The following is a 22,147-nucleotide window of genomic DNA, read 5'->3' as shown; positions in this document are numbered from 1 at the left end:
ATCGTTTTAAATACTGAGAATAAAAAAGCCCGAAATAAGAGATTATTTCGGGCTTAAGTTAAGAGGTTAGCTTAAGTGATAATCGGAGATGAAGAACTCGCATTAAAAGATTCCTTAAAATCACTCCCAGAAGGCGCCTGATACACCTTCAATCCAAATTCCGGAATAATCGCCAGAATATGGTCCATGATATCGGACTGGATATTTTCATACTCTGCCCAAACCGTCGTATTGGTGAAAGCATAAATTTCCAGTGGTAAACCTTCGCTGGTCGGTTGTAACTGACGCACCATCAATGAGAAATCTTTGGCAATGCCAGGATGCTGTTGCAGATAAAATTCCAAATAAGCGCGGAACGTGCCTAAATTGGTCAGACGGCGCTGGTTGTATTGTGAATGGTGCTGGAGCTGCTGGTTAAATTTATCTAGCTCTTCTGATTTGGTATTCAGATATTGATCAAGCAGGATGAAACTTTTCAGTTTGTTCTGTTCTTCAGCTGTCATGAAATGCACGCTGGTTTGATCAATATGAATTGAACGCTTGATTCGACGGGCACCCGCTTCCTGCATGCCGCGCCAGTTTTTGAAGGTATCAGTCACCAGTTTATTGGTTGGAATGGTGGTCACTGTCTTGTCAAAGTTCTGCACAGTCACTGTATGTAATGACATATCAATGACATCACCATCGGCATTTAGGGTCGGCATTTCAATCCAGTCACCAATACGTACCATGTCATAAGATGAAATCTGAACCGAAGCGACCAGTGACAGAATGGTATTTTGAAAAACCAGCATCAGGACAGCGGCCATCGCACCAAAACCGGCAAGTAAGGTGAATACATCTTTTTTCAGGAAGGTGCCTAAAATCATTAAGCCACAAACAATGAAGATGATCAGCTTGACCAGCTGTAAATAACCTTTAATCGGCTTATTGCGTGACTTAGGATTGCGCTGATAGATCAGGTTAAAGATATTCAATAATTCACCGAGCGCCAGAGCAATGGTCAGGAAAATAAATGCCTGAGCACCCATTTGTACAAAAGTTTGTACCTTGTCGGATAAATGTGGAACTGTGGTAATCCCGTTCATAATCACGATTGCCGGAACAATATTGGAAATCCGGCGAATCACGCTATGTTCAGCAAAAATCTGATTATTGGCAAAGGGCATTTTGGAAATCAGTTGACGAATGCCACGTACGACAATCTGTTTGGCAAACACATTGGCAAGGATGGCCAGTAAAATCACAATACTCAGTGAAGATAACATTTCCAGCCATGGGTACTGATCGGCCCAATCTCGAATATTCTGAATAAAATTAAACTGTTCCAACTGATCTTTCTCTTTAACTCAAAAAATTTGTTAGAGTTTATAGGTTTAAACGCAATTTTTTAATCCAGGATAACCTTTTAAAACATATCTTTCTTAGAGACTGCGAACTTAATCACTATTCAGGCATTTGTTTTTATTTTATCGGAATAGTTTTTTCTTCCTTGAGATTAATTCAGATTGAATAAATAGATGAAAAATTGATCGGTTAATGGCTAGGAAACGTGAAAAATTGATATAACAGCCTAGCTTGTATTTTTTCTAACTTTAAAAAATTAAAAATGTCAAAGTGAATTAAAGAATTTAATATAGCGTTTAATTATGTTAATTCGACATAACTTAATGTTTATTTTACATTTTATATACTTACGATAGTGCTAGGATTAAAATCATATAATCTTAATCATTAAAAATGAAAAATCTTCAAATAGTTATAGCACAAGTTCTACATTCCTATGAACTGGAACATATTGAGCAATCAATAAGCCATGAAATTAATAACACTATATTGGAGATAGTGGTTAATGATGAATCTTTTGAAAAAATTGATCGTTACTTGTATTCAAAAAAAGATCCGAAAAAAATTCTTAAAAGCTCTATACATTATGTAATAGCGCTCTTAGAAAGAGCAAAGTATAGAGTAGAAAAAGCTTAGCAAAATAACGTGAGTCCTTTGCATATCTGCTTATACGTTATTAAGAAAATTGAGGGGTTTATTGAGTATTTACAGACTAAATTTTAGTGATTAGCGCTTTCATTTAAGGCTCGTTATATGAAATCTAAAGTTATTAAATAGGATTTGAATTGAGTGAAATTTGCTATCTATTAAAACAAGAATATGCAAAAGGCAAGCTGACATAGACTTAATGAAACAGATTAAAAAAACCGGCAAATATGCCGGTTTTTTATTTATGCTTTCCTTTTTAAGGAAAATGTGCTTACCACATTAAATCATCAGGAATCACATAAGCTGCATATGGATCTTCTTCATCAGTGGTTTCTTCATTTTTCTCTGAATTATTCACAATGATAAAGCCTTCCATTTTTGAATTGATACGATCTGCCAGAGCTTTAGGCAGGAAGGCATAACTTTCATTTTCACGTGCAATCACCAGACTGCCAGCGACTAGTGCATTATAAATCTGTTGGTTGATATAAACTTTCTTGATCTTGCTGTCATCAATAAACTGATAACTGATCTCGCCATCCGTATCACGAATTTTATGCTGATTAATCATCTGCATGATCGCCGCTTTAAGTTCTTTTTCCTGCAATTGGGCTTTTTTAGCCTGTTCAATGGCTTGGTCTTTAGCCAGCTTTTCCTGTTTGTCCTGCTCAATCTTGGCTTTGATTTCGGCTTCTTTACTGTCGCCTGTGCGCTTTTCATGTACCGCCTGTTTAGACAGTTTTTTGGCTTTTTTATTATCGACCAGGCCTGCCTTTAACAATTGTGCCTGTAATGCATTTTTAACCATGAGAACTTCCAGAAATTAGTCGTGTTGATGTCGATAACGTAAATAGATCACCCAATAGGTCAGGCTAAGCAGCAGGCTTAACACTGTAGGGACCAGGAATGCATTTAATTTTAAATAAGGATAAATCCAGCTGGCAAGTATGCCACCCACCAAAAAGCCGGCCAAGATCAGCATATGCAGGATCACTTTACGGGATTCTACGACCAGACCACGCAGACGATAGCCCATAGCCAGACCTAAATCGGTCAGTACACCAGACAAATGGGTGGTCCGGATAATCGCACCTTTATAGTGGCTGACCATGGCATTTTGTACACCCATCGCGACACAGGCCCATAACAAGGCATAACGCGGGAAATAGGGCAATAACAGCCAGCAAATGAATATAAAAAAAGCCACTAGGCTTAAAGGATAACCATACAGGCGTCCCAAGCGAAAGTGACTATTTCCTAAAATCAGCCCGCTATACATCGAGCCAATCACATAACAGAGCGTAACCAGAATCAGATACAAAATCTGGCGTGGTTGCCAGTCCAGCAGCGCCATCGCCAGCATACTGACGTTACCGGTCATATGTGAAACGGACTGATGCAACACGGTCACCAGTCCTAATACATTAATCATTCCGGCATTTACCGCAAGGAAGAATGCACCCAATTGAACCCACGATGGTAAACGCTGTAATGGCATGGCAATATCATTAGAAAAACATCTTGATTCTTCAATATAAAATCAATCTGTAGCGCGGTCTACTGCTGTTGTAAATAAAACATCGGTAGATGAGTTGAGTGCAGTCTCGGTAGAGTCCTGCAATACACTGATCACCATACCAATCGCCACCACTTGCATCGCGATATCTGAAGAAATCCCGAACAGGCCACAAGCCACGGGAATCAGCAATAGTGAACCACCCGCCACACCTGAAGCACCACACGCAGACACAGTCGCTACGATAGAAAGAATTAGCATAGTAGTGAAGTCAACATTAACACCTAAAGTATTTACTGCAGCTAAAGACAACACGGTAATCGTCACTGATGCACCGGCCATGTTAATTGCTGCACCTAAAGGAATTGCTACGCTTGAAGTAGTCTCTTTCACACCTAAGCGTTTTGCCAAGTCCAGGTTTACCGGAATATTGGCAGCAGAACTGCGGGTAAAGAACGCGGTAATGCCACTTTCACGTAAGCAGGTAAAGACCAGTGGATACGGATTACGACGGGTAATGAAACCGACCATTAACGGGTTAATCACCAAGGCTACAAATACCATGGTACCCAGCAGAACAGCTAATAAATGCGCATAGCTGGTCAAGGTATCTAGGCCCGCTTCGGCAAAAGTCACGGCAACCAGACCAAAAATACCGACTGGTGCAAAGCTGATCACCAGACGAATTACATAATTGATTGCATTGGCAGCGTCATTTAAACAGGTTTTAGTTGTGTGTGATGCATGACGGAAGGCAATTCCTAACGCAATTGACCATGCCAGAATTCCAATAAAATTCGCTTCAGCAATGGCAACCACCGGGTTCGCTACAAAGCTCAGCACCAGATTTTTGAGAATTTCACCTAGGCTGCCTGGCGGCTGTAAATCACCTTGCGCTGCAATATCCAGGAACAATGTGCTTGGAAATAAAATACTGGCGATCACAGCGCTTAATGCTGCCAGGAACATGCCGACAGCATACATCAGCATAATAGGTCTTATCGTTGAATTGGTCTGGCCAACCTGGAAATTTGCAATTGATGCAAGAACCAGAATGAAAACCAGAACTGGCGCGACGGATTTTAGTGCCTTAATAAACAGATCACCCAACAGGCTTAAGGAAGGTGCAGCTTCAGGAAATAACAGAGCCACACCAACGCCTAGAATAATGGCGATGATGATTCGGGAGACTAAACTCAGACGCGATAGGGCAGAAAACATAAGGTTGCCTTGTGAAAATTACGAGGGCTAAATGCGAAAAAAATTTGCGTTATTTTATACTTAAATTAAGGATCGCTTAAAATATATTTTTAGATAATATTTAAGTGACTGAAAATTAATAAATAATTAAGATGGTTTTTTATCTTGATCGTATTATTTCCATACAAAATTCTTAGAAATAGCCAGATTTACTGATTGGTTTTTAATCTTTATTTTTTAAATGAATATAGAATTTAAATCAATCATTTCCAGTTATGTTTCAGTTCAATTCTTTGCATGACAGCATGTCTATCATGCAAGGAATTAAAAAATCTTAAATCATATAATGTTGAGGCTTCTCGAAGATTTCCGGAGCCAGATCCTGAATTGCCTGAAAATGGGTTAGATAAATCCGGCCACTCAAATGTGTCATGAGTTTGGAGGCTTGCAAGCGGTCGAATACCGGGCCTTTCACTTCTGCAAAGTGCAGGCGAATATTTAGTTTGGATAATTCAGCATTGAGCTCTTCCAGCGTTTCCAAAGCACTCAAGTCAATCGCACTGATACTGGAGCAGTTCAAAATCACATGCTCTAACTTGTCATTTAAACTTAACTGATTAATCAGATAACCTTTAAGAGTATGCGCATTTAAAAAACTTAGGTTTTCATCAATACGCAGAGATAGAACCCGATCAGAAGTCATCACCTGATGACGCTGGATATTCCGGAAATGCTGGGTGCCTTCGACCAGACCCACGACTGCAATATGAGGGCGGCTGATGCGCCATAGCATAAGAATAAAGGTCGAAATAATCCCGACGATTAGACCGGTAGTAATATCCAGTAATACCACACCAAAAAAAGTAATCCACATGGCAATGCCATCAGCTTTGGAATAACGCCAGGCATCGACGAAAGGCTGGAAATTGACCAGTTTCCAGATAGACACAATAATGGTTGCAGCCAGAATGGTCAGCGGCAGATCCTCAAAGAAGCTGGTAAAAAACAGACTAACCACGACAATCAATAAAGAAGACAATACGCCAGCCAAAGGTGTTTTGGCGCCAGCGTCAGCATTAACCACAGTACGTGACAGACTACCGGTTACAGGAAAGGTGGAACTGATTCCGGCACTGATATTGGCTACACCGAGCGCAATCAGTTCCTGATTACTGTTCAAATTGCTACGCTGCTGTAGCGCCGTTGCCTGAGCAATAGAGAGAGATTCCACAAAACTGATCATGGCAATCATGCTGGCACCCGGTAATAAGGTCATCACCAACTCCCAGTTCCAGTGTGGGAAAGACAAAGGCGGAAAGCCTGAAGGAATTTCACCGACCGTTTTAATGCCTTGAACTTTTAAGTCTAAAAACAGAACGGCTGCAATACCGAGAAAAACCAGAATCAGTGGAACTGCTCGAACCAGAAAATCAGTCGAACCGATCCGGCTTTGTACTGCTTGAGATTTTAATAGTTTCGGCAGATAAACCAGTAAACCGATAGAAAGCAGGCCAAAGATCAGACTCGGGAGATGCAAAAGTGGTAAATATTCAATCAGGCTTTTCACCAGCTCGGGAATATTATTGGCTTTTAAAGGTAAATCCACCAGAAACTTGAACTGACCAAAAGCAATCAATAGAGCCGAAGCAATAATAAAACTCTGAATGACCGGATGGCTGATCAGCTGAATTAAAAAGCCGAAACGGAATACACCTAAAAGCAGGGAAATAATGCCGACCATCAATGCCAATAAAGTTGCCGCTTCAATATAGACCGGAGAACCCACTTCAAATAATGGATTCAGTGTGGCAAAGGTCATCATGGAAATGATGGCTACTGGTCCAATCGATAAGGTCGTACTGCCGCCCAATAAGGCATAAATGATCATTGGTAGAATACTGGCATAGAGTCCCATAATCGGTGGCAAACCTGCCAGCATGGCATAGGCCATCCCTTGGGGTACCAGCATCGCGACGACAATCAGGGCAGCCAGTACATCTGATTTTAATTTCACTGGGCTGTACTGACTTAACCATGACCAGGCAGGGAGTCTATTGAGCAGTCTAGACTTAAAATTTGGCATATACAGGTCTAAATCACAAATATAGATATATTATGCACAAATTCTGCTAAGAAGTCTTAGGATATAAATAGGTGATCATTCACATTTTAAAAAATGAATGAGAGGACAAAGGATCAAGGCAAAAGACTTAAAACTCTCAGTAGAGAAAATTTAAATCAGGCAGATCGCTTTAAAATAAAACAGGACGAATGAGGTAAATTGCAGCTTTAAGCGACTGCTTGATTTACACAGTAGATTTGATAAAGCTTTTTTAACATTTCTACCAGGTTCTGGTCTTTGATCGAATAATAGATCTGTTTACCGTCTCGACGGGTATTTACCGCATCGCTTTTACGCAAAATCATGAGCTGCTGAGACAGGGTTGGCTGTCTGATGTCGGTAATCTCTTCAATTTGAGAGACATTCAGTTCATTTTGGGAGAGATGACATAAAATGAGCAGTCGGTCCGTATTGGCCATTAACTTTAAAATACCGACAACCTGTTGAGCTGAATCCCGCATCGCGGCAATTTCAAGATCGGTTTTCATTTACTATGTCCATTTATACAATTACAGCCCGCGAATTATACGACTCGAACAGCGTGAATTGATGGATAGAAAGCGTGAATTACTATGGTTTTTAATGAATTGTGTTATCAAGAATAGTTATAATTTACTAATTAAAATATAAGATAATTTTATCGTGTTCCGGTTTTTTAGGAAGAAGATGTTTCATTTCAAACTGCTATCGTGATTCCATCTTGTTTCAGGCATCTACAAAGCCGGAAAATGCTTGTATCATGTAAATACATCTTGGCGAATAACATCAAGGATATTCTAATGACTACAGATTCAGCTTTTCCAACACCTGCCAATTTAGGTATCGCGGTTTATAGCAATAATGCAGAGGCAATTGGTAATACCCCTCTGGTTCGTATCAATCGTGTCATTTCAGGCGGAGCGACTGTACTTGCGAAAATTGAAAGCCGTAACCCGGCATTTTCGGTGAAATGCCGTATTGGCGCAGCCTTGATTGCTGATGCAGAAAAGTCAGGTAAATTGAAGCCGGGCATGCACATTGTCGAGCCAACCAGTGGTAATACCGGTATTGCGCTGGCATTTGTAGCAGCGGCTAAAGGCTATGATATTACCTTAACTATGCCATCAAGCATGAGTATAGAACGCCGTAAAGTGGTTAAGGCTTTAGGTGCCAATCTGGTACTGACAGATCCAGCCAAAGGTATGAAAGGTGCCGTAGAAGAAGCACAACGTTTGGTGAATGAAAATCCTGAACTGTATTACCTGCCACAACAGTTTGAAAATCCAGCCAATCCGAAAATCCATGAAGAGACGACCGGTCCTGAAATCTGGGAAGCGACTGGAGGTAATGTCGATATTCTGGTAGCGGGTGTAGGCACAGGCGGTACGATTACCGGTATTTCACGCTTTTTTGAAAAAGTGAAAAACAAGCCGATTTATTCAGTTGCTGTAGAGCCGGCTGAATCTGCCATTATTGGTCAGGCAAAACGTGGCGAGACGCTCACTCCAGGACCACACAAAATTCAGGGTATTGGCGCAAACTTTATTCCAAAGAACCTGGATCTGGATCTGGTCGATGAAGTGATTGCCATTACCAGTAGCGATGCAGTGGAATGGGCACGTAAAACTGCGACTCAAGAAGGTATCTTGGTGGGTATTTCAAGTGGTGCTGCAATGGCTGCAGCTGCGCAACTGGCTGCACGTCCTGAAAATGCAGGCAAAAATATCGTGGTGATTCTGCCAGATGGTGGTGAGCGCTATTTATCTTCAATTCTTTTTGAAGATATTTCTGCTGAGTAAATATTTAACAAATTAGTTTCACTAAATCTCGAAAAAGCCTGAAGTCATCTTTGGGCTTTTTTATTGGACTTTATGCCTTCATATAATGAAAGATCAAGAATTTAAACCAGAAGCTTGACCTTCCCATTATGGTAATGTTTAAGCTATAGCATAGGCAGTGAATGGGTGAATGGAGAGCGCAGAATGAATACACCAGCAACCACACAGTTGTACGAACAGCAGGTACAGATTTCAGGAATGACCTGTGCCTCTTGTGTAGCTCGTGTGGAAAAAGCCTTAAAGAAAATTGACGGTGTGGTGGAAGCGAACGTTAATCTCTCCACTGAACAGGCTTTTTTTAAAAGTGAACAACCCATTCCTGCAACGCAACTTGTTAATGCTATCAATAAAACCGGTTTTGAAGCCGTGATCCAGCAGTTTGATTTAAATATTGAAGGCATGACCTGTGCCTCTTGTGTAGCTCGTGTTGAAAAAGCCTTGAAAAAAGTCGATCAGGTACTGGATGCACAGGTTAATCTGGCAACCGAAAAAGCTCATGTCACTGTAATTCATCCTCTCGCTGTTTCTCAATTGATCAAGGCTGTACAAAAAGCTGGCTTTGATATTCAAACCGACCGAATTGAACTGGCTATTGAAGGAATGACCTGCGCCTCCTGCGTGGCACGTGTAGAAAAGGCCTTATTAAAAGTCGATCAGGTAAGTGAAGCCCAAGTCAATCTCGCCACTGAAACAGCTTGGGTCAAGGCGCCACGTAGTCAGCTTCCAGCTTTAATTGCTGCCGTCGAAAAAGCTGGCTATAACGCCCATACAAAATTAGATGCACAGGCTACCGATGCCCAGACGGCATTTCAGGAAAAGAAAACCGCTGAAACTGAACAGCTAAAACGTGACTTATGGTTGGCGCTAATTTTAGCTGTTCCGGTGTTTATTCTGGAAATGGGTTCACATCTGATTCCTGCCTTTCATCACTGGATTGCACATACGCTAGGTACCCAAAACAGCTGGTATATCCAGTTTGTGCTGACCACTCTGGTCTTGCTGATTCCGGGACGGCGTTTTTATCAGCATGGGATTCCGGCATTATTGCGACTAGCGCCCGATATGAATTCTCTGGTTGCCGTGGGAACAATAGCCGCTTATGGATTTTCCTGCATTTCTACGTTTTTTCCGCAATTATTGCCGCAAAGCACTGTACATGTGTATTTCGAAGCAGCGGCTGTGATTATTGCCTTGATCTTACTGGGACGTTATCTGGAAGCCCGAGCCAAAGGTAAAACCTCTGAAGCGATTCAATATCTGGTTGGCTTGCAACCAAAAACCGCCCGAGTACAGCAAAATGGAACTTGGGTTGATCTGGCGGTTGCTGATGTACAGCAGGGTATGCTGATCGAGATTCGTCCGGGTGAGAAAGCCGCGGTTGATGGTGAAGTCATTTCTGGTCAAAGTTATATTGATGAAGCCATGATCAGCGGTGAACCTTTAGCGGTGGCTAAACAGGCTGGGGATCGGGTGATTGGCGGAACGGTAAATCAGAATGGCACCTTGCAAATCAAGGCGACTGCGGTTGGTCAAGATTCAGTCCTGGCTCAGATTATTCATATGGTGGAACAGGCACAAGGTGCAAAGCTTCCGATTCAGGCGGCAGTCGATAAAGTGACCTTATGGTTTGTGCCGGCTGTGATGCTTCTCGCGACTTTGACCTTTATTGTCTGGTTCCTGTTGGGTCCTGAACCGAATCTGACTTATGCACTGGTCAATGCTGTCGCGGTACTGATCATTGCCTGTCCTTGTGCAATGGGCCTGGCTACGCCAACATCTATTATGGTCGGCACCGGCCGGGCGGCAGAGCTGGGTGTATTGTTCCGTAAAGGAGAAGCATTGCAACTCTTACAGCAAACCAGAGTTGTGGCGGTAGATAAAACCGGAACCTTAACTGAAGGAAAACCAGCCCTGACCGATTTTGCAGTGACGTCTGGTTTTGAGCAGCAAACAGTATTGCAAATGGTCGCAGCAGTGGAAGCCAAGTCTGAACATCCCATTGCCCATGCGATTGTGGAAGCTGCGAAAGCACAACAGTTGCAACTACCTGAAGTCAGTGATTTTGATTCAATCACCGGTGCAGGCGTGAAAGCTCAAGTTTCAGGTCAGCAAATTCATATTGGCGCAGTGCGCCTGATGCAGCAATTGGGTTTAAGTGTCGATATTTTTAAAGAGAAAGCACAACAGTTAGGCGAACAGGGACGTACTCCTTTATATGTCGCTATAGATCAGCAGTTGGCTGCCATTATTGCTGTGGCTGATCCGATTAAAGTCACAACCTATAGTGCGATTCAGGCCTTACATGATCAAGGCTTAAAGATCGCCATGATTACCGGTGATAACCAGCATACTGCACAGGCCATTGCCAGACAGTTGAAGATTGACCATGTCATTGCCGAAGTTTTACCTAATGAAAAAGTCGATGCGGTACATCAACTCCAACAGCAACATGGCATCGTCACTTTTGTCGGTGACGGGATTAATGATGCACCTGCCTTGGCTCAGGCCGATGTCGGGATGGCAATAGGAACTGGTACGGATGTCGCAATTGAAGCAGCAGATGTGGTACTGATGTCAGGAAATTTACAGCATGTGGCAACCGGTATTGGCCTGAGTCAAGCAACCATGCGCAATATCAAACAGAACCTGTTCTGGGCCTTTGTTTATAATATTGCCTTGATTCCGATTGCTGCAGGTCTACTATATCCATTCTTCGGTATTTTGTTATCACCGATGTTTGCAGCAGGTGCAATGGCGTTATCCTCAGTCTTTGTGGTCAGCAATGCGCTTCGTTTAAAGACTTATCAGCCGATCCAGTTGAAGGAGGCAGTGTAATGAATATTGGACAGGCCGCGAAACGCTCCGGGATCTCGGCCAAAATGATCCGTTATTATGAAGATATCGGTTTATTACCCAATCCTAAACGTAGCGACTCGGGTTATCGCATTTATAGTGACGATGACATCAAGACTTTAAGTTTTATTCAGCATGCGCGTGAATTGGGTTTTTCTTCCGAGCAGATGAAAGAATTGCTCGGCCTGTGGCTGAACGATGCCAGACACAGCAGTGATGTCAAACAGTTGGCGCAAAAGCATATCGAGTTACTGCAACAGAAAATTGCGGATATGCAAAATATGATGAAAATTTTGCAGCAATCGGTTGCGCAGTGTGCTGGAAATGAACAGTCTGACTGCCAGATCCTGAAACAGATTGAGCAGGGTGTGTCACATGGGAAAACTGCGAAAATGCTTATCAAAGCAGATTAATAGGCTTGTATTAAAATTCGCTTAACCCAAATTTAAACTGATCAAAGGGAGATCAAGATGAAATTCCGTATTGAAAATATGACTTGTGGTGGTTGTGCGCGTAGTGTGACTGCAACCATTCAGGAGCTGGATGAAAATGCTAAAGTAGATGTTGATGTGGTCAGTAAAATGGTGGAAGTTGAATCGAGTGCAAGCGAATCTGAGATTATCGCGGCATTAACTGAAGATGGCTTCCCGCCTGAAACTATGGCTTGATATGTACTATTTAAAAGATAATTCTAAAATGCCTAATTATGATTAGGCATTTTTTATGAAACTGCCGATATTTTATCTGGCGTCATCAATGCCTGATTAATATATAGCTTAATCAGGCGTTCACGCGAACCAATCGCTTTTTGATAACTGGTCGAATTTAATAATAATGAAGCGCCATAAGTGACTGTCCAGATATAAGATAAATAATCCCGGATTGACATGGCACTGTCTAAAGACACCAGATAATCATGGGTCATATCTTTAATGCGGATAATCCGTTCTTCACGAATACGGTAGAGTTCCTGAAATAACTCTTTCAGGTTTTTTTCATTATTGGTTAAACGCTCTTCAATAACATGCAGCAAAATAGTCCGGTTTGAATTGAGCATGTGATAAAGCATATATTGCGAAACATAATTTTTAATATCGTTATTATATTTATCGGAAATTGCCAGAATTCTTTTTTCATTCAGAATGATGAGTTCTAAATATAACTGGTTCTTGCTTTTAAAATGCTTGTAGATGGTTCCTTTGGCGATGTCCAGTTCTTCAGCAAGTTCACTCAAGGTGATGTCCTGATTATTATCAAGCAGTAGACTTTCTGCCATGCTCAGGATCTTCTCTTTACGAAGAAGGAAGTTCTGCTGTCTTACAGTCGTCATCTTCTTGACTCATCATTTTAGAAAAGGAACCTACTAAGAATATGCTATTTTCACAGGTATAGCTATAAAACTAAGGTCGTGATATTTATCTAAATTCGTATATTTATTCAACATTTATTGTAGAAAAAAGTCATATACAGCTGCGCTAAAAATATTGTCAAGAAAATTGAACCCTTGAGATCAACTTTGCTAAATAAAATTCCATTTTCAATATATTTGATTTATGGTTTTAGGGCATAAAGCTGAATCATATTTTCGTTTTAAACCCAGACCAGACAAGGTTTAGCGAAGTGAAGCCAGAGTCATTTTAGCAGCTTAAATTTTTCATTCATCAATGGATTTAAGTTTTAATGATTCAGTAAATACCAGAGGTATAAGGTTTTTGATTTTAAATTTTATATCGCTAATTTATGTCAATGAATTCATCGCCAGATTAATTCGATATGATGATTTTTGAATGACATGCATGGATTCGAGCAAAAATCCTCAAAATATTTTCTCGAATCCATAATGAAAAAATACTCAGTAACAGAATTGAGTATCACCAGTGAAGGAATATGAAAATGCCTATTTATAATGCGCCGCTAAAAGACATGGAATTTATTTTAAATGATGTGTTTCAGGCCGAACAATTTTGGCAAGATAATGAAAATCTTGCACATTTAGATATGGCAACTGCAAATGCAATTCTGGAGGAGATGGCCAAGTTTTCCAAGAATGTGATTCTTGATCTAAACCGCCCTGCAGATGAAGAAGGTGGTGCTCAGTTTAGTAATGGTGAAGTCAAAACACCTGCAGGTTTTAAAGAAGCTTTCAAACAGTTTGCTGAAGGCGGCTGGGTGGGGTTGGGTGCGCCTGAAGAATGGGGCGGTCAGGGCATGCCAAAAATGCTGACCGTACTGGCTGATGAAATGATTTGGAGTACCAATCCATCTTTCATGCTTTACCCGCTGTTAACTGTCGGTGCTGGCATGGCGATTAATGACCGCGCTTCGCAGGAACAGAAAGAAACCTATTTGCCAAAATTCTATACGGGTGAATGGTCAGGTACGATGTGTCTGACTGAGCCACATTCAGGGACAGATCTGGGCATTATCAAAACCAAGGCTGAACCGAATCAAGACGGTTCATACAACATTACCGGGACCAAAATCTTCATTACCAGCGGTGAGCATGATCTGAGTGAAAATATCATTCACCTGGTACTGGCCAAAACACCGAACGCGCCAGCAGGTTCACGCGGCATTTCTCTATTTATTGTCCCGAAATTCCTGGTTAATGCAGACGGTTCACTTGGTGAGCGCAATGCAGTCGCTGCCGGTTCGATCGAACATAAGATGGGTATTAAAGGCTCGGCAACCTGTGTCATGAACTTTGATGGTGCCAAAGGCTATATGGTGGGCAATGAAAATGAAGGTCTGGCGGGCATGTTCGTGATGATGAACTATGAACGTTTGTCGATGGGAATTCAAGGCATTGGCGCGGCAGAATTTGCTTATCAGAATGCAGCTCAATATGCGACTGACCGTTTACAGGGCCGTGCATCGACTGGTGCAAAATCACCAGAAAAACCAGCTGATTCGATTCTGGTACATGGTGATGTACGCCGTATGTTGCTGAATGTACGTGCCAATAATGAAGCTTCTCGTGCTTTTGCAGTCTATGTCGGTCAGCAGCTAGATATTACCAAATACTCAACCGATCCAGAGGCGGTACGTAAAGCAACCGATCGTGTAGCTTTATTAACGCCTATTGCCAAAGCTTATCTCACCGATAAAGCACTGGATGCTGCACTTGAAGCACAAATGTGCTTCGGTGGTCATGGCTATATCCGTGAATGGGGCATGGAACAATGTATCCGTGACCTGCGCATTTCACAGATCTATGAAGGGACTAATGGTGTGCAGGCGATTGATCTGATTGGCCGTAAAACCACAAAATGTAAAGGTGCTTATATTGCAGAATATATCGCGGAAATTCGCGATTTCGCCCAAGGTCTGGATGATGCCTTAATGATTAAAAAGGCAACCTTAGATACCTGTCAGCAACTGGAAGATATTACCAATTTTATTGTTGAGCAGTCTCAGCAGAATCCTGATTTCGCCAACTCCATTGCTGTTGATTATCTACACGCTGTAGGTCTGCTGAGCTTCGTCTATATGTATGCACGTATCAGCAAAGCGGCGGCTACCAAAGAAGAGAGCTATTTCCAGAATAAACTGGTACTGGCAAATTACTATATTGCTAAAGTACTCCCGGATTTGAGTGCGAGAATTCAACGCATTCAGGCAGGTGCAGAGCTGGTGATGCAATTGCCAGAAGAATATTTCACTGCACAAGCCTAAACCCGCAAATATTGCGAAGGACAAACACTGTAGAGCTATCACTTTGCAGTGTTGATAACAATGATGTTAAAGGATGAAATTAGAATGATTGTAATTGTAGAAGCTGTACGTACCGCGATGGGTGGTTTTCAAGGCTCACTTTCAAGCTGTACGGCACCAGATTTGGGTGCTGTAGTGATCAAGGAAGCGGTAGCGCGTGCAGGTCTGGCAGCCAATGATATTGATGAAGTGATCATGGGTTGCGTACTGCCAGCTGGCTTAAAACAGGGGCCGGCACGTCAGGCTATGCGTCAGGCAGGCCTGCCAGATTCAACCGGCGCGACCACGATCAATAAAATTTGTGGTTCAGGTATGAAAGCCGTGATGCAGGCTGCGGATGCGATCAAGGCGGGTTCGGCAGAAATCGTAGTGGCGGGCGGTATGGAATCCATGTCGAACGCACCGTACTTAATGGATAAAGCTCGTGCCGGTTTCCGTATGGGCCACGGCAAAGTAACGGATCATATGTTCCAGGAAGGCCTGGAAGATGCTGAAACTGGTCTATCTATGGGCATCTTGGCACAAGAAATGGCGGACAAGAAAGGCTATACCCGTGAACAACAGGATGATTATGCGATTGGCTCTTTAAATAAAGCTGTGACTGCTGTTCAGCAAGGTTTCTTCAAAGATGAAATCGTGCCAGTTACAGTCAGCACGCGTAAAGGCGATGTGGTGGTTGAGCAGGATGAACAGCCACTGAATGCCAAAGCAGACAAAATCCCATCTTTACGTCCGGCATTCAAAAAAGATGGTACGATTACTGCGGCAAATGCCAGTTCAATTTCCGATGGTGCTTCCGCACTGGTTGTAACATCGAGCGAGATTGCAGCACAGCGTAACCTGAAACCTCTAGCGAATATTCTGGCTTATGCCAGCCATTCACAACATCCATCAGAATTCACGATTGCACCGGTGGGCGCAATTGAAAAAGTACTGAAGAAAACTGGCTGGAATGCAGCTGATGTGGATCTATGGGAAATTAATGAAGCTTTCGCGATGGTGACCATGGCTGCGATTGATGCCTTTGAACTGGATCCTGCCAAAGTGAATATTAATGGCGGTGCCTGTGCTCTAGGTCATCCACTGGGCTCTTCGGGTTCCCGTATCATTGTGACCCTGATTCATGCCTTGAAACGTACTGGCGGCAAAAAAGGTATTGCAGCGCTATGTATTGGTGGCGGTGAAGCAACAGCGATTGCGGTAGAACTAATTTAAGTCTTTTCATAATTGCATGATCATATGCTCAAAGTAGCAAACTTAAATATTTTTTGAATTAGACCACAATGCTTCTGGTACGCCAGGAGCAGGCGTCTCTTTATTTTTAATTTTTGAGAATTTTTATGAACGGTTTAGAGCGTATTCGTTTGCTCGCATTACAAGATAAAGTAGTACCTGTAGAAAAAGCACTACAATTGATTCAAGACGGTGATGTAATTGGTTTGAGCGGGTTTGGCGGCGCCGGTGAAGCGAAAACTGTGCCTTTGGCATTGGCTGAATATGCCCGGCAGCATCCGATCCATATCACACTGGCGACAGGTGCAAGTCTGGGGAACCGGATTGATGGAAAACTGAATGAAGCTAACGTTATAACCCGCCGTTATCCTTATCAGGCTGATCCTTCTTTACGTCAGGCCATCAATAATGGTGAAGTGATGTATATCGATCAGCATCTGTCTGAACTGGCAGACAATATCCGTCATAAAAACCTGCCGGCGATTAATGTAGCTATAATTGCCGCAACGGCCATTACTGAAGATGGCCAGATTATTCCGACCGGTTCTTGTGGAAACTCGGCGAATTTCATCGAAATGGCAGATCGGGTCATTGTTGAAATTGATACAACAGTTAATCCGGTGCTAGAAGGCGTACATGATATTTATTTGCCTAAAACCCGTCCAAACCGTGGTCCGATTCCTTTGACGCAAGCCAGTGACAAGATAGGTACAATCGGAATCCATGTTGCACCTGAAAAAATTGCTGCGATTGTCATTAATGAGATTCCGGATACTTCTTTCGCAATGGATGAGCCGGATGAAGAAACGCTGGCAATAGCCAGTCACCTGATTAACTTCTTTGAACAAGAGGTTGCAGCAGGGCGATTACCTGAAAATCTGGGGCCGCTGCAGTCCGGAGTAGGTTCCGTGGCAAATGCCGTATTTGCAGGTTTTGAACATTCTAATTTCAATAATCTTGAAATGTATTCTGAAGTCCTGCAAGACTGTACTTTCCAGCTTATCGATTCAGGCAAAATGACTTTTGCTTCTGGATGCTCAATGACTCTAACGGATGACTGTGCAGCACGGGTCATGAAGAACTTTGATAAATATAAAGATAAAATGGTTTTGCGCCCGCAGGAGCTTTCCAACAATCCTGAACTGATCCGCCGTTTAGGTATAATTGCGATTAATACGGCTCTTGAATTTGATATTTATGGAAATGTAAATTCGACCCATGTTGCGGGCACCAAGATGATGAATGGTATTGGCGGCTCAGGTGATTTTACCCGTCATGCACATATTGCGATTTTTGTGACTAAATCCTATGCCAAAGGTGGTGCGATTTCGTCTGTGGTTCCACTGGTGAGCCATACAGATCATACTGACCATGACGTGGATATTCTGGTAACAGAGCAAGGTTTGGCCGATCTGCGCGGATTGGCACCACGTGAACGTGCCCGCAAGATTATCGATATTTGTGCTCATCCCGATTATCGTAAAAGTCTGAATGATTACTTTGAGCGCGCCTGTGCGCATGGTGGGCAAACACCGCATTTGTTAAATGAAGCTTTGTCCTGGCATGCCCAGTTTGAAGAAACCGGTTCAATGAAAATTGCTTAGTTCTCTTTCTTAAAATAAGCCCAAAATAAAGCCTGTGAATCACGGGCTTTATTTATTGTACTAGATAAATATTTTAGTTCTGAATCAGACGTGGGTTATTAAAGACTTTATCCAAGATATGCCGATGAATGAAACGCAGTTTATCTTTCACAGCTTCAGTCAGCTTAAAGGGGTAAGCATCTTCCAGACCCATACTGCGGTTTAAGGCATTCAAATTAAAAGTCAGGGTGACCCAGTTTTCCAGGATATGTTCAAAATCCTGTCCACCAATCGGGCATTCTTTAAAGTCCATACTGGCTAGATTTCGGCCATTACCTTCCACGCGTAGACCGGCATAAAATGCAGTTTCCAGTGTTTCCATGATATGCAGATAATGCGACCAGGTTTCAGCCCAATCTTCCCACGGGTGTGCGGTGGCATAGGGACTAATATATTTTTCATGCCAGTTAATAGGCGCACCTTGATTATAATGCCTCTCTAGTGCTTCACTATAATTTTGCCGCTCATCTCCAAAATAATGGCGAAGTTCATCGAGTAATTCCGGATGTAGGTGCTGGATGACATTAAAATAAAAATGCCCACTTTCATGACGAAAATGCCCTAATAATGTCCTGTAATTTTCACCCATATTGACCCGGGTGGTTTCACGATAAACCACATCGGCCTCGAAGGCATTTAAGGTAATTACCCCGTTAGCATGACCGGTAAGTACCGGCTTGTCTTTTTCAGGAAGAAGAAAATCAAATCGCAAACCCAATGGATCATCATCCGAATGTTTTGGATGAGGCATAATGTTCATACGTTGGGTCAGATATAGAAAACGGCGTTTGGCTTCCTCCAGCCGATACCAGTAAATCATGTTTTCGGCATTTTCCAGATTTGGAATTACATGCGTCAGCTGGCAGGATTCGCAAAAATCTTCCTCATCATCTGCAGGGATCATCCAGTTACATACCTGATGATGGGTATAGTTATAACAAGGTTTATAACGGGAATGTTGATACTTTTCGGCAACCGGAACCCACTCCTGAGCATTCAGCTTTTTAAATGTCGTCATTTCTTTTTCAGATGCGATATAGCCGATAGGGGAAAGGCAGTGATCACATACGAATTTGGCGAAAAAGATCTGCTGTTCGCAAACTGGACATTCAAAATACTTCATCGATACTCCCTGCAAAATGAATGAATTACAATGATCTGCTGAACCTCTGTAATTTATATTCAGATTGCATTGCGGAATTTTATCCTGTTTAAAAATTCATCTTAAAAATTTCTTAAAAAACACTATGTTGATTAATTGTAAAATGCGTGTGATCGATTATTCATTAAATTATAGTTTAGTGACTGTTTATAGAAGAAAAGCTGACAGAAATAAAAAAACCGATGAACTAACTTATGTATTTTTTCTTAAATAAAAACGAGAGTATCAATTTAAAAAATCTGAATAACGCAAATAATAAAAAAATCAGAGATCAAAAATTATTGAAAAAAATTGATTGAATAGCGTTTTTCAAAAGACCTAATTGGTATATATTTTGCTCAATGTTCAAAAATATATAATGCTGAAAAATAAATTATTTTTCATTTTATAGTTCTGCTTTGGGGGGTATTAAAATATGATGAAGATTAGAAACGCCACTGTTCAGGATACACTTGCAATTGCGAACGTCATTGCGCCATTTGTTGATGTCTTGATTTCTAGTGAAGAGGGACGCAAGCGTTTTCAACCTGAAATTCTTCAGACCATTTTTGACCGAGCTGATATTCATTATTTTGTTGGAGAAATTAATCAAAAAATTGTGGGCGTGGTGGCCTATATGGAACCTGCACACTTCATGCACTTTTTTCTGGATCCAGCTTATCAGGGTCAGGGATATGGACGACAAATGTGGAATTTTTTAGAAGAACAAATCCGTAATCAAGGGCATCAAAAGATTACAGTCAAATCCAGTTTATATGGCTTCAATATTTATAAAAAATTTGGTTTTGTTGAGACGGGTGAACTTACTCATGAACATGGCATTCGCTTTATTCCAATGGAAAAAGTTTATTCTGATGAAACATCTTCGGTCTCTTAAAATAGAAGAGCCGTTTATTATAAGTTAATCAAAGATCAGGAGTTATTTTCTTATTTATTAGCATAGTTGGAATCTGAGAAATCAATTTTATCCCTGTCAATTTGATAAATTTTAATTATTTTTAAATTAGAAAATTAAACTTTTAGCTATTAGCCATTATCTCATTTTTAATTAGTCATAGATTGTACTAAGGCATAGAATTAATTCACTTTTACGGTATTAATGATCAGGGTATGGCAATCAGCTGGATTTTCTTCACTTTAATGGCTGCATTTATGCAGGCCTGGCGAAATGCCTTTCAAAAACAGCTCAGTACTACTGTCGATATTTGGGGCGTGACACTGGCACGTTTCCTGTTTGGCTTTCCGCTGGCCGGGCTTTACATTGCAGCTTTATACCACTTCAAACCGGTAGAAAGTGTGGTGCATTTTACCCCGAAGTATTGGATCTATATTCTGATTGCCGGTATTAGCCAGATTCTGGCAACCGCCTTGATGGTGCAGCTGTTTAAACAGAAAAATTATGCGATTGGCGTTGGACTGGCAAAAAGTGAAGCGATTCTGGCTGCCATTATCGGAGTGATTTTTCTGTCAGATCATCTTTCTGTACTCGCATGGATCGGGGTGCTGATCGGTGGTTATGCGGTATTCCTGCTGAGTAAGGGCAATCAGCTCACCGGTCTATCCACCAAGACTTTAGCCATCGGAATCGGCAGCGGTTTGAGCTTTGCCATTACTTCACTTTTGGTACGTGAAGCTAGTCTGGAACTACCGATGTTGCCAACCGTACATCGCGCTTCATGGGTGCTGATTTCTGTCATTGGTTTCCAGTGCATCAGTATGCTGATTTACCTGAGCCTGTTTAGTCGAAAAACCTTAGTTGCTATGTGGCAACGTTTGGGACTTACTTTTAAAGTCAGTTTTTGTAGCTTTATGGCGTCCCTAGGCTGGTTTACCGCCATGAGCATGATGAGCGTGCCAATCGTGAAAACCTTGGGACAAATCGAAATCCTGTTCAGTCTGCTGATTTCAGTTTATTTCTTTAAAGAAAAACTGGCGCGTGCCGAGCATTGGGGCTTGGGACTGGTGGTGATTGCAGCGATGCTGGTGATCTGGGCTTAACGAATACACGAATAAAAGAAAAGCCACGATATATCGTGGCTTTTTTATAAGAATAAATTTAAGCAGCAAGAAAAGTTTGTACGGCCTGATTAAAGGCTTCCGGCTGTTCAATATTGGAAATATGCGAGGCATCTATTCCATATAGCTGGCTGTTCGCAATACGTTGCTGCATAAACTGGCCATCTGCAACAGTCGTCACAGGATCCTGCTGACCCGCAATAATCAGCACAGGGATTTGAATGCTACTAAGTTGTTCGCGGACATCCGCCTTAGCCAGAGCTTCACAGCAGTTTGCATAGCCTTCTGGGCTGCCAGCTCCGAGGTCGTTTGAAAGTTCTGCAACGACTGCCGGGTTGCTCTGGATAAAGGGATCGGTAAACCAGCGTGATGCCGCAGTTGCTGCAATCGGAGCAAGACCTTGCTCACGGACAAGCACAGCACGGTCTTGCCATGCCTGTTCCTGGCCAATTTTGGCTGCGGTGTTACAGACTATCACCTGGCTAAAACGTTCTGGCTTATGAATCGCCAACCATTGACCGGTTAAGCCACCCATAGAAATACCACAGAATGCTGCTTTTGCAATATCCAAATGATCCAGTAGATTCACGACATCCTGACCCAGCTGCTCCAAGCTATACGGGCCTTGTGGTACAGATGATGCACCATGACCACGGGTGTCATAGCAGATTACGTAATGATCCTGCTGGAAATGTTCAATCTGTGGCTGCCACATGCTGTATTTGGTACCCAGTGAGTTGGAAAATACCAAGACAGGTTTGTTGGCATCCCCAAAAGTCTGGTAATTAATCTGGGCATCATTTGATGTAAATGTTGGCATTTGTTATTCCTTTTATTTCCTTCTAAAAATTCCTCCCTGAACAAGACATAAGCACT

Annotated in this window: 18 protein-coding genes and 1 pseudogene; 10 read left to right on the top strand and 9 right to left on the bottom strand. The window is 42.0% G+C overall.

The window, feature by feature from the left end:
- Positions 1–71: 71 nt before the first annotated feature.
- The gene (locus AC4MBN_RS07610) at positions 72–1,331 is read right to left on the bottom strand and encodes a mechanosensitive ion channel family protein (protein WP_491880082.1); all 1,260 of its coding nucleotides are present in this window, start codon (positions 1,329–1,331) and stop codon (positions 72–74) included.
- A gap of 409 nt (positions 1,332–1,740) precedes the next feature.
- Between AC4MBN_RS07610 and AC4MBN_RS07605 the strand changes: the two are divergent.
- Positions 1,741–2,070, top strand: a pseudogene (locus tag AC4MBN_RS07605) (hypothetical protein).
- A gap of 196 nt (positions 2,071–2,266) precedes the next feature.
- Here the strand turns inward: AC4MBN_RS07605 and AC4MBN_RS07600 are convergent.
- The 5 genes from AC4MBN_RS07600 to AC4MBN_RS07580 form a co-directional block, all read right to left on the bottom strand.
- Positions 2,267–2,803 carry a DUF2058 domain-containing protein gene (locus AC4MBN_RS07600; protein WP_104426088.1) on the bottom strand — a complete coding sequence of 179 codons (537 nt, stop codon included), beginning with the start codon at positions 2,801–2,803 and terminating at the stop codon, positions 2,267–2,269.
- 15 nt (positions 2,804–2,818) lie between these two features.
- Entirely contained in the window at positions 2,819–3,493 is a 675-nt protein-coding gene (locus tag AC4MBN_RS07595; protein ID WP_104426089.1) for a YoaK family protein, read from the bottom strand.
- Between the two features lie 42 nt (positions 3,494–3,535).
- Positions 3,536–4,732: a serine/threonine transporter SstT gene (gene sstT / locus AC4MBN_RS07590; protein ID WP_004785593.1), complete on the bottom strand. Its 1,197-nt coding sequence runs from the start codon at positions 4,730–4,732 to the stop codon at positions 3,536–3,538.
- A 313-nt stretch (positions 4,733–5,045) separates the two neighbouring features.
- Positions 5,046–6,794, bottom strand: coding sequence for a SulP family inorganic anion transporter (locus tag AC4MBN_RS07585; RefSeq protein ID WP_491880081.1), 1,749 nt, complete (start codon positions 6,792–6,794; stop codon positions 5,046–5,048).
- Positions 6,795–7,000: 206 nt separating this feature from the next.
- Positions 7,001–7,321 (bottom strand): ArsR/SmtB family transcription factor, encoded by a 321-nt coding sequence (locus tag AC4MBN_RS07580; RefSeq protein ID WP_104426093.1) that lies wholly within the window; start codon positions 7,319–7,321, stop codon positions 7,001–7,003.
- Positions 7,322–7,612: 291 nt separating this feature from the next.
- On the opposite strand from AC4MBN_RS07580, the gene cysK reads away from it, so the two are divergent.
- The 4 genes from cysK to AC4MBN_RS07560 all read left to right on the top strand — a co-directional run bounded on the left by cysK (position 7,613) and on the right by AC4MBN_RS07560 (position 12,171).
- Positions 7,613–8,611: a cysteine synthase A gene (gene cysK / locus AC4MBN_RS07575; protein WP_491880080.1), complete on the top strand. Its 999-nt coding sequence runs from the start codon at positions 7,613–7,615 to the stop codon at positions 8,609–8,611.
- Between the two features lie 183 nt (positions 8,612–8,794).
- On the top strand, positions 8,795–11,485 hold the full coding sequence (locus tag AC4MBN_RS07570; RefSeq protein ID WP_491880079.1) for a heavy metal translocating P-type ATPase: 2,691 nt from the start codon (positions 8,795–8,797) through the stop codon (positions 11,483–11,485).
- Positions 11,485–11,916: a Cu(I)-responsive transcriptional regulator gene (gene cueR / locus AC4MBN_RS07565; protein ID WP_491880078.1), complete on the top strand. Its 432-nt coding sequence runs from the start codon at positions 11,485–11,487 to the stop codon at positions 11,914–11,916. Before AC4MBN_RS07570 ends, cueR begins: the two co-directional genes overlap by 1 nt.
- Before the next feature lie 57 nt (positions 11,917–11,973).
- Complete coding sequence (locus tag AC4MBN_RS07560) at positions 11,974–12,171, top strand: heavy-metal-associated domain-containing protein (RefSeq protein ID WP_034704558.1); 198 nt, start codon at positions 11,974–11,976, stop codon at positions 12,169–12,171.
- 53 nt (positions 12,172–12,224) lie between these two features.
- On the opposite strand, the gene AC4MBN_RS07555 is transcribed toward AC4MBN_RS07560, so the two are convergent.
- On the bottom strand, positions 12,225–12,833 hold the full coding sequence (locus AC4MBN_RS07555) for a TetR/AcrR family transcriptional regulator (RefSeq protein ID WP_005235816.1): 609 nt from the start codon (positions 12,831–12,833) through the stop codon (positions 12,225–12,227).
- 563 nt (positions 12,834–13,396) lie between these two features.
- On the opposite strand from AC4MBN_RS07555, the gene AC4MBN_RS07550 reads away from it, so the two are divergent.
- From AC4MBN_RS07550 to scpC, 3 genes are all read left to right on the top strand, one after another.
- Positions 13,397–15,178: an acyl-CoA dehydrogenase C-terminal domain-containing protein gene (locus tag AC4MBN_RS07550; RefSeq protein ID WP_419364420.1), complete on the top strand. Its 1,782-nt coding sequence runs from the start codon at positions 13,397–13,399 to the stop codon at positions 15,176–15,178.
- Between the two features lie 78 nt (positions 15,179–15,256).
- Positions 15,257–16,432, top strand: coding sequence for a thiolase family protein (locus AC4MBN_RS07545; protein WP_491880950.1), 1,176 nt, complete (start codon positions 15,257–15,259; stop codon positions 16,430–16,432).
- A gap of 125 nt (positions 16,433–16,557) precedes the next feature.
- On the top strand, positions 16,558–18,054 hold the full coding sequence (gene scpC, locus AC4MBN_RS07540; protein WP_491880077.1) for a succinyl-CoA:acetate CoA-transferase ScpC: 1,497 nt from the start codon (positions 16,558–16,560) through the stop codon (positions 18,052–18,054).
- A 73-nt stretch (positions 18,055–18,127) separates the two neighbouring features.
- On the opposite strand, the gene AC4MBN_RS07535 is transcribed toward scpC, so the two are convergent.
- On the bottom strand, positions 18,128–19,216 hold the full coding sequence (locus tag AC4MBN_RS07535; RefSeq protein ID WP_491880076.1) for a zinc-binding metallopeptidase family protein: 1,089 nt from the start codon (positions 19,214–19,216) through the stop codon (positions 18,128–18,130).
- 457 nt (positions 19,217–19,673) lie between these two features.
- Here AC4MBN_RS07535 and AC4MBN_RS07530 point away from each other — a divergent pair, with 457 nt between their 5' ends.
- On the top strand, positions 19,674–20,132 hold the full coding sequence (locus AC4MBN_RS07530) for a GNAT family N-acetyltransferase (RefSeq protein ID WP_491880949.1): 459 nt from the start codon (positions 19,674–19,676) through the stop codon (positions 20,130–20,132).
- Between the two features lie 233 nt (positions 20,133–20,365).
- Entirely contained in the window at positions 20,366–21,253 is an 888-nt protein-coding gene (locus AC4MBN_RS07525; RefSeq protein WP_491880075.1) for an EamA family transporter, read from the top strand.
- Between the two features lie 58 nt (positions 21,254–21,311).
- On the opposite strand, the gene pcaD is transcribed toward AC4MBN_RS07525, so the two are convergent.
- On the bottom strand, positions 21,312–22,091 hold the full coding sequence (gene pcaD, locus AC4MBN_RS07520) for a 3-oxoadipate enol-lactonase (RefSeq protein ID WP_419364412.1): 780 nt from the start codon (positions 22,089–22,091) through the stop codon (positions 21,312–21,314).
- Between the last annotated feature and the right edge of the window lie 56 nt (positions 22,092–22,147).

The sequence above is a fragment of the Acinetobacter sp. CAU_H_60 genome, from assembly GCF_058599385.1.
The sequence above is the reverse complement of the archived record's forward strand: the minus strand, read 5'-3'. Positions and strand labels throughout refer to the sequence as shown.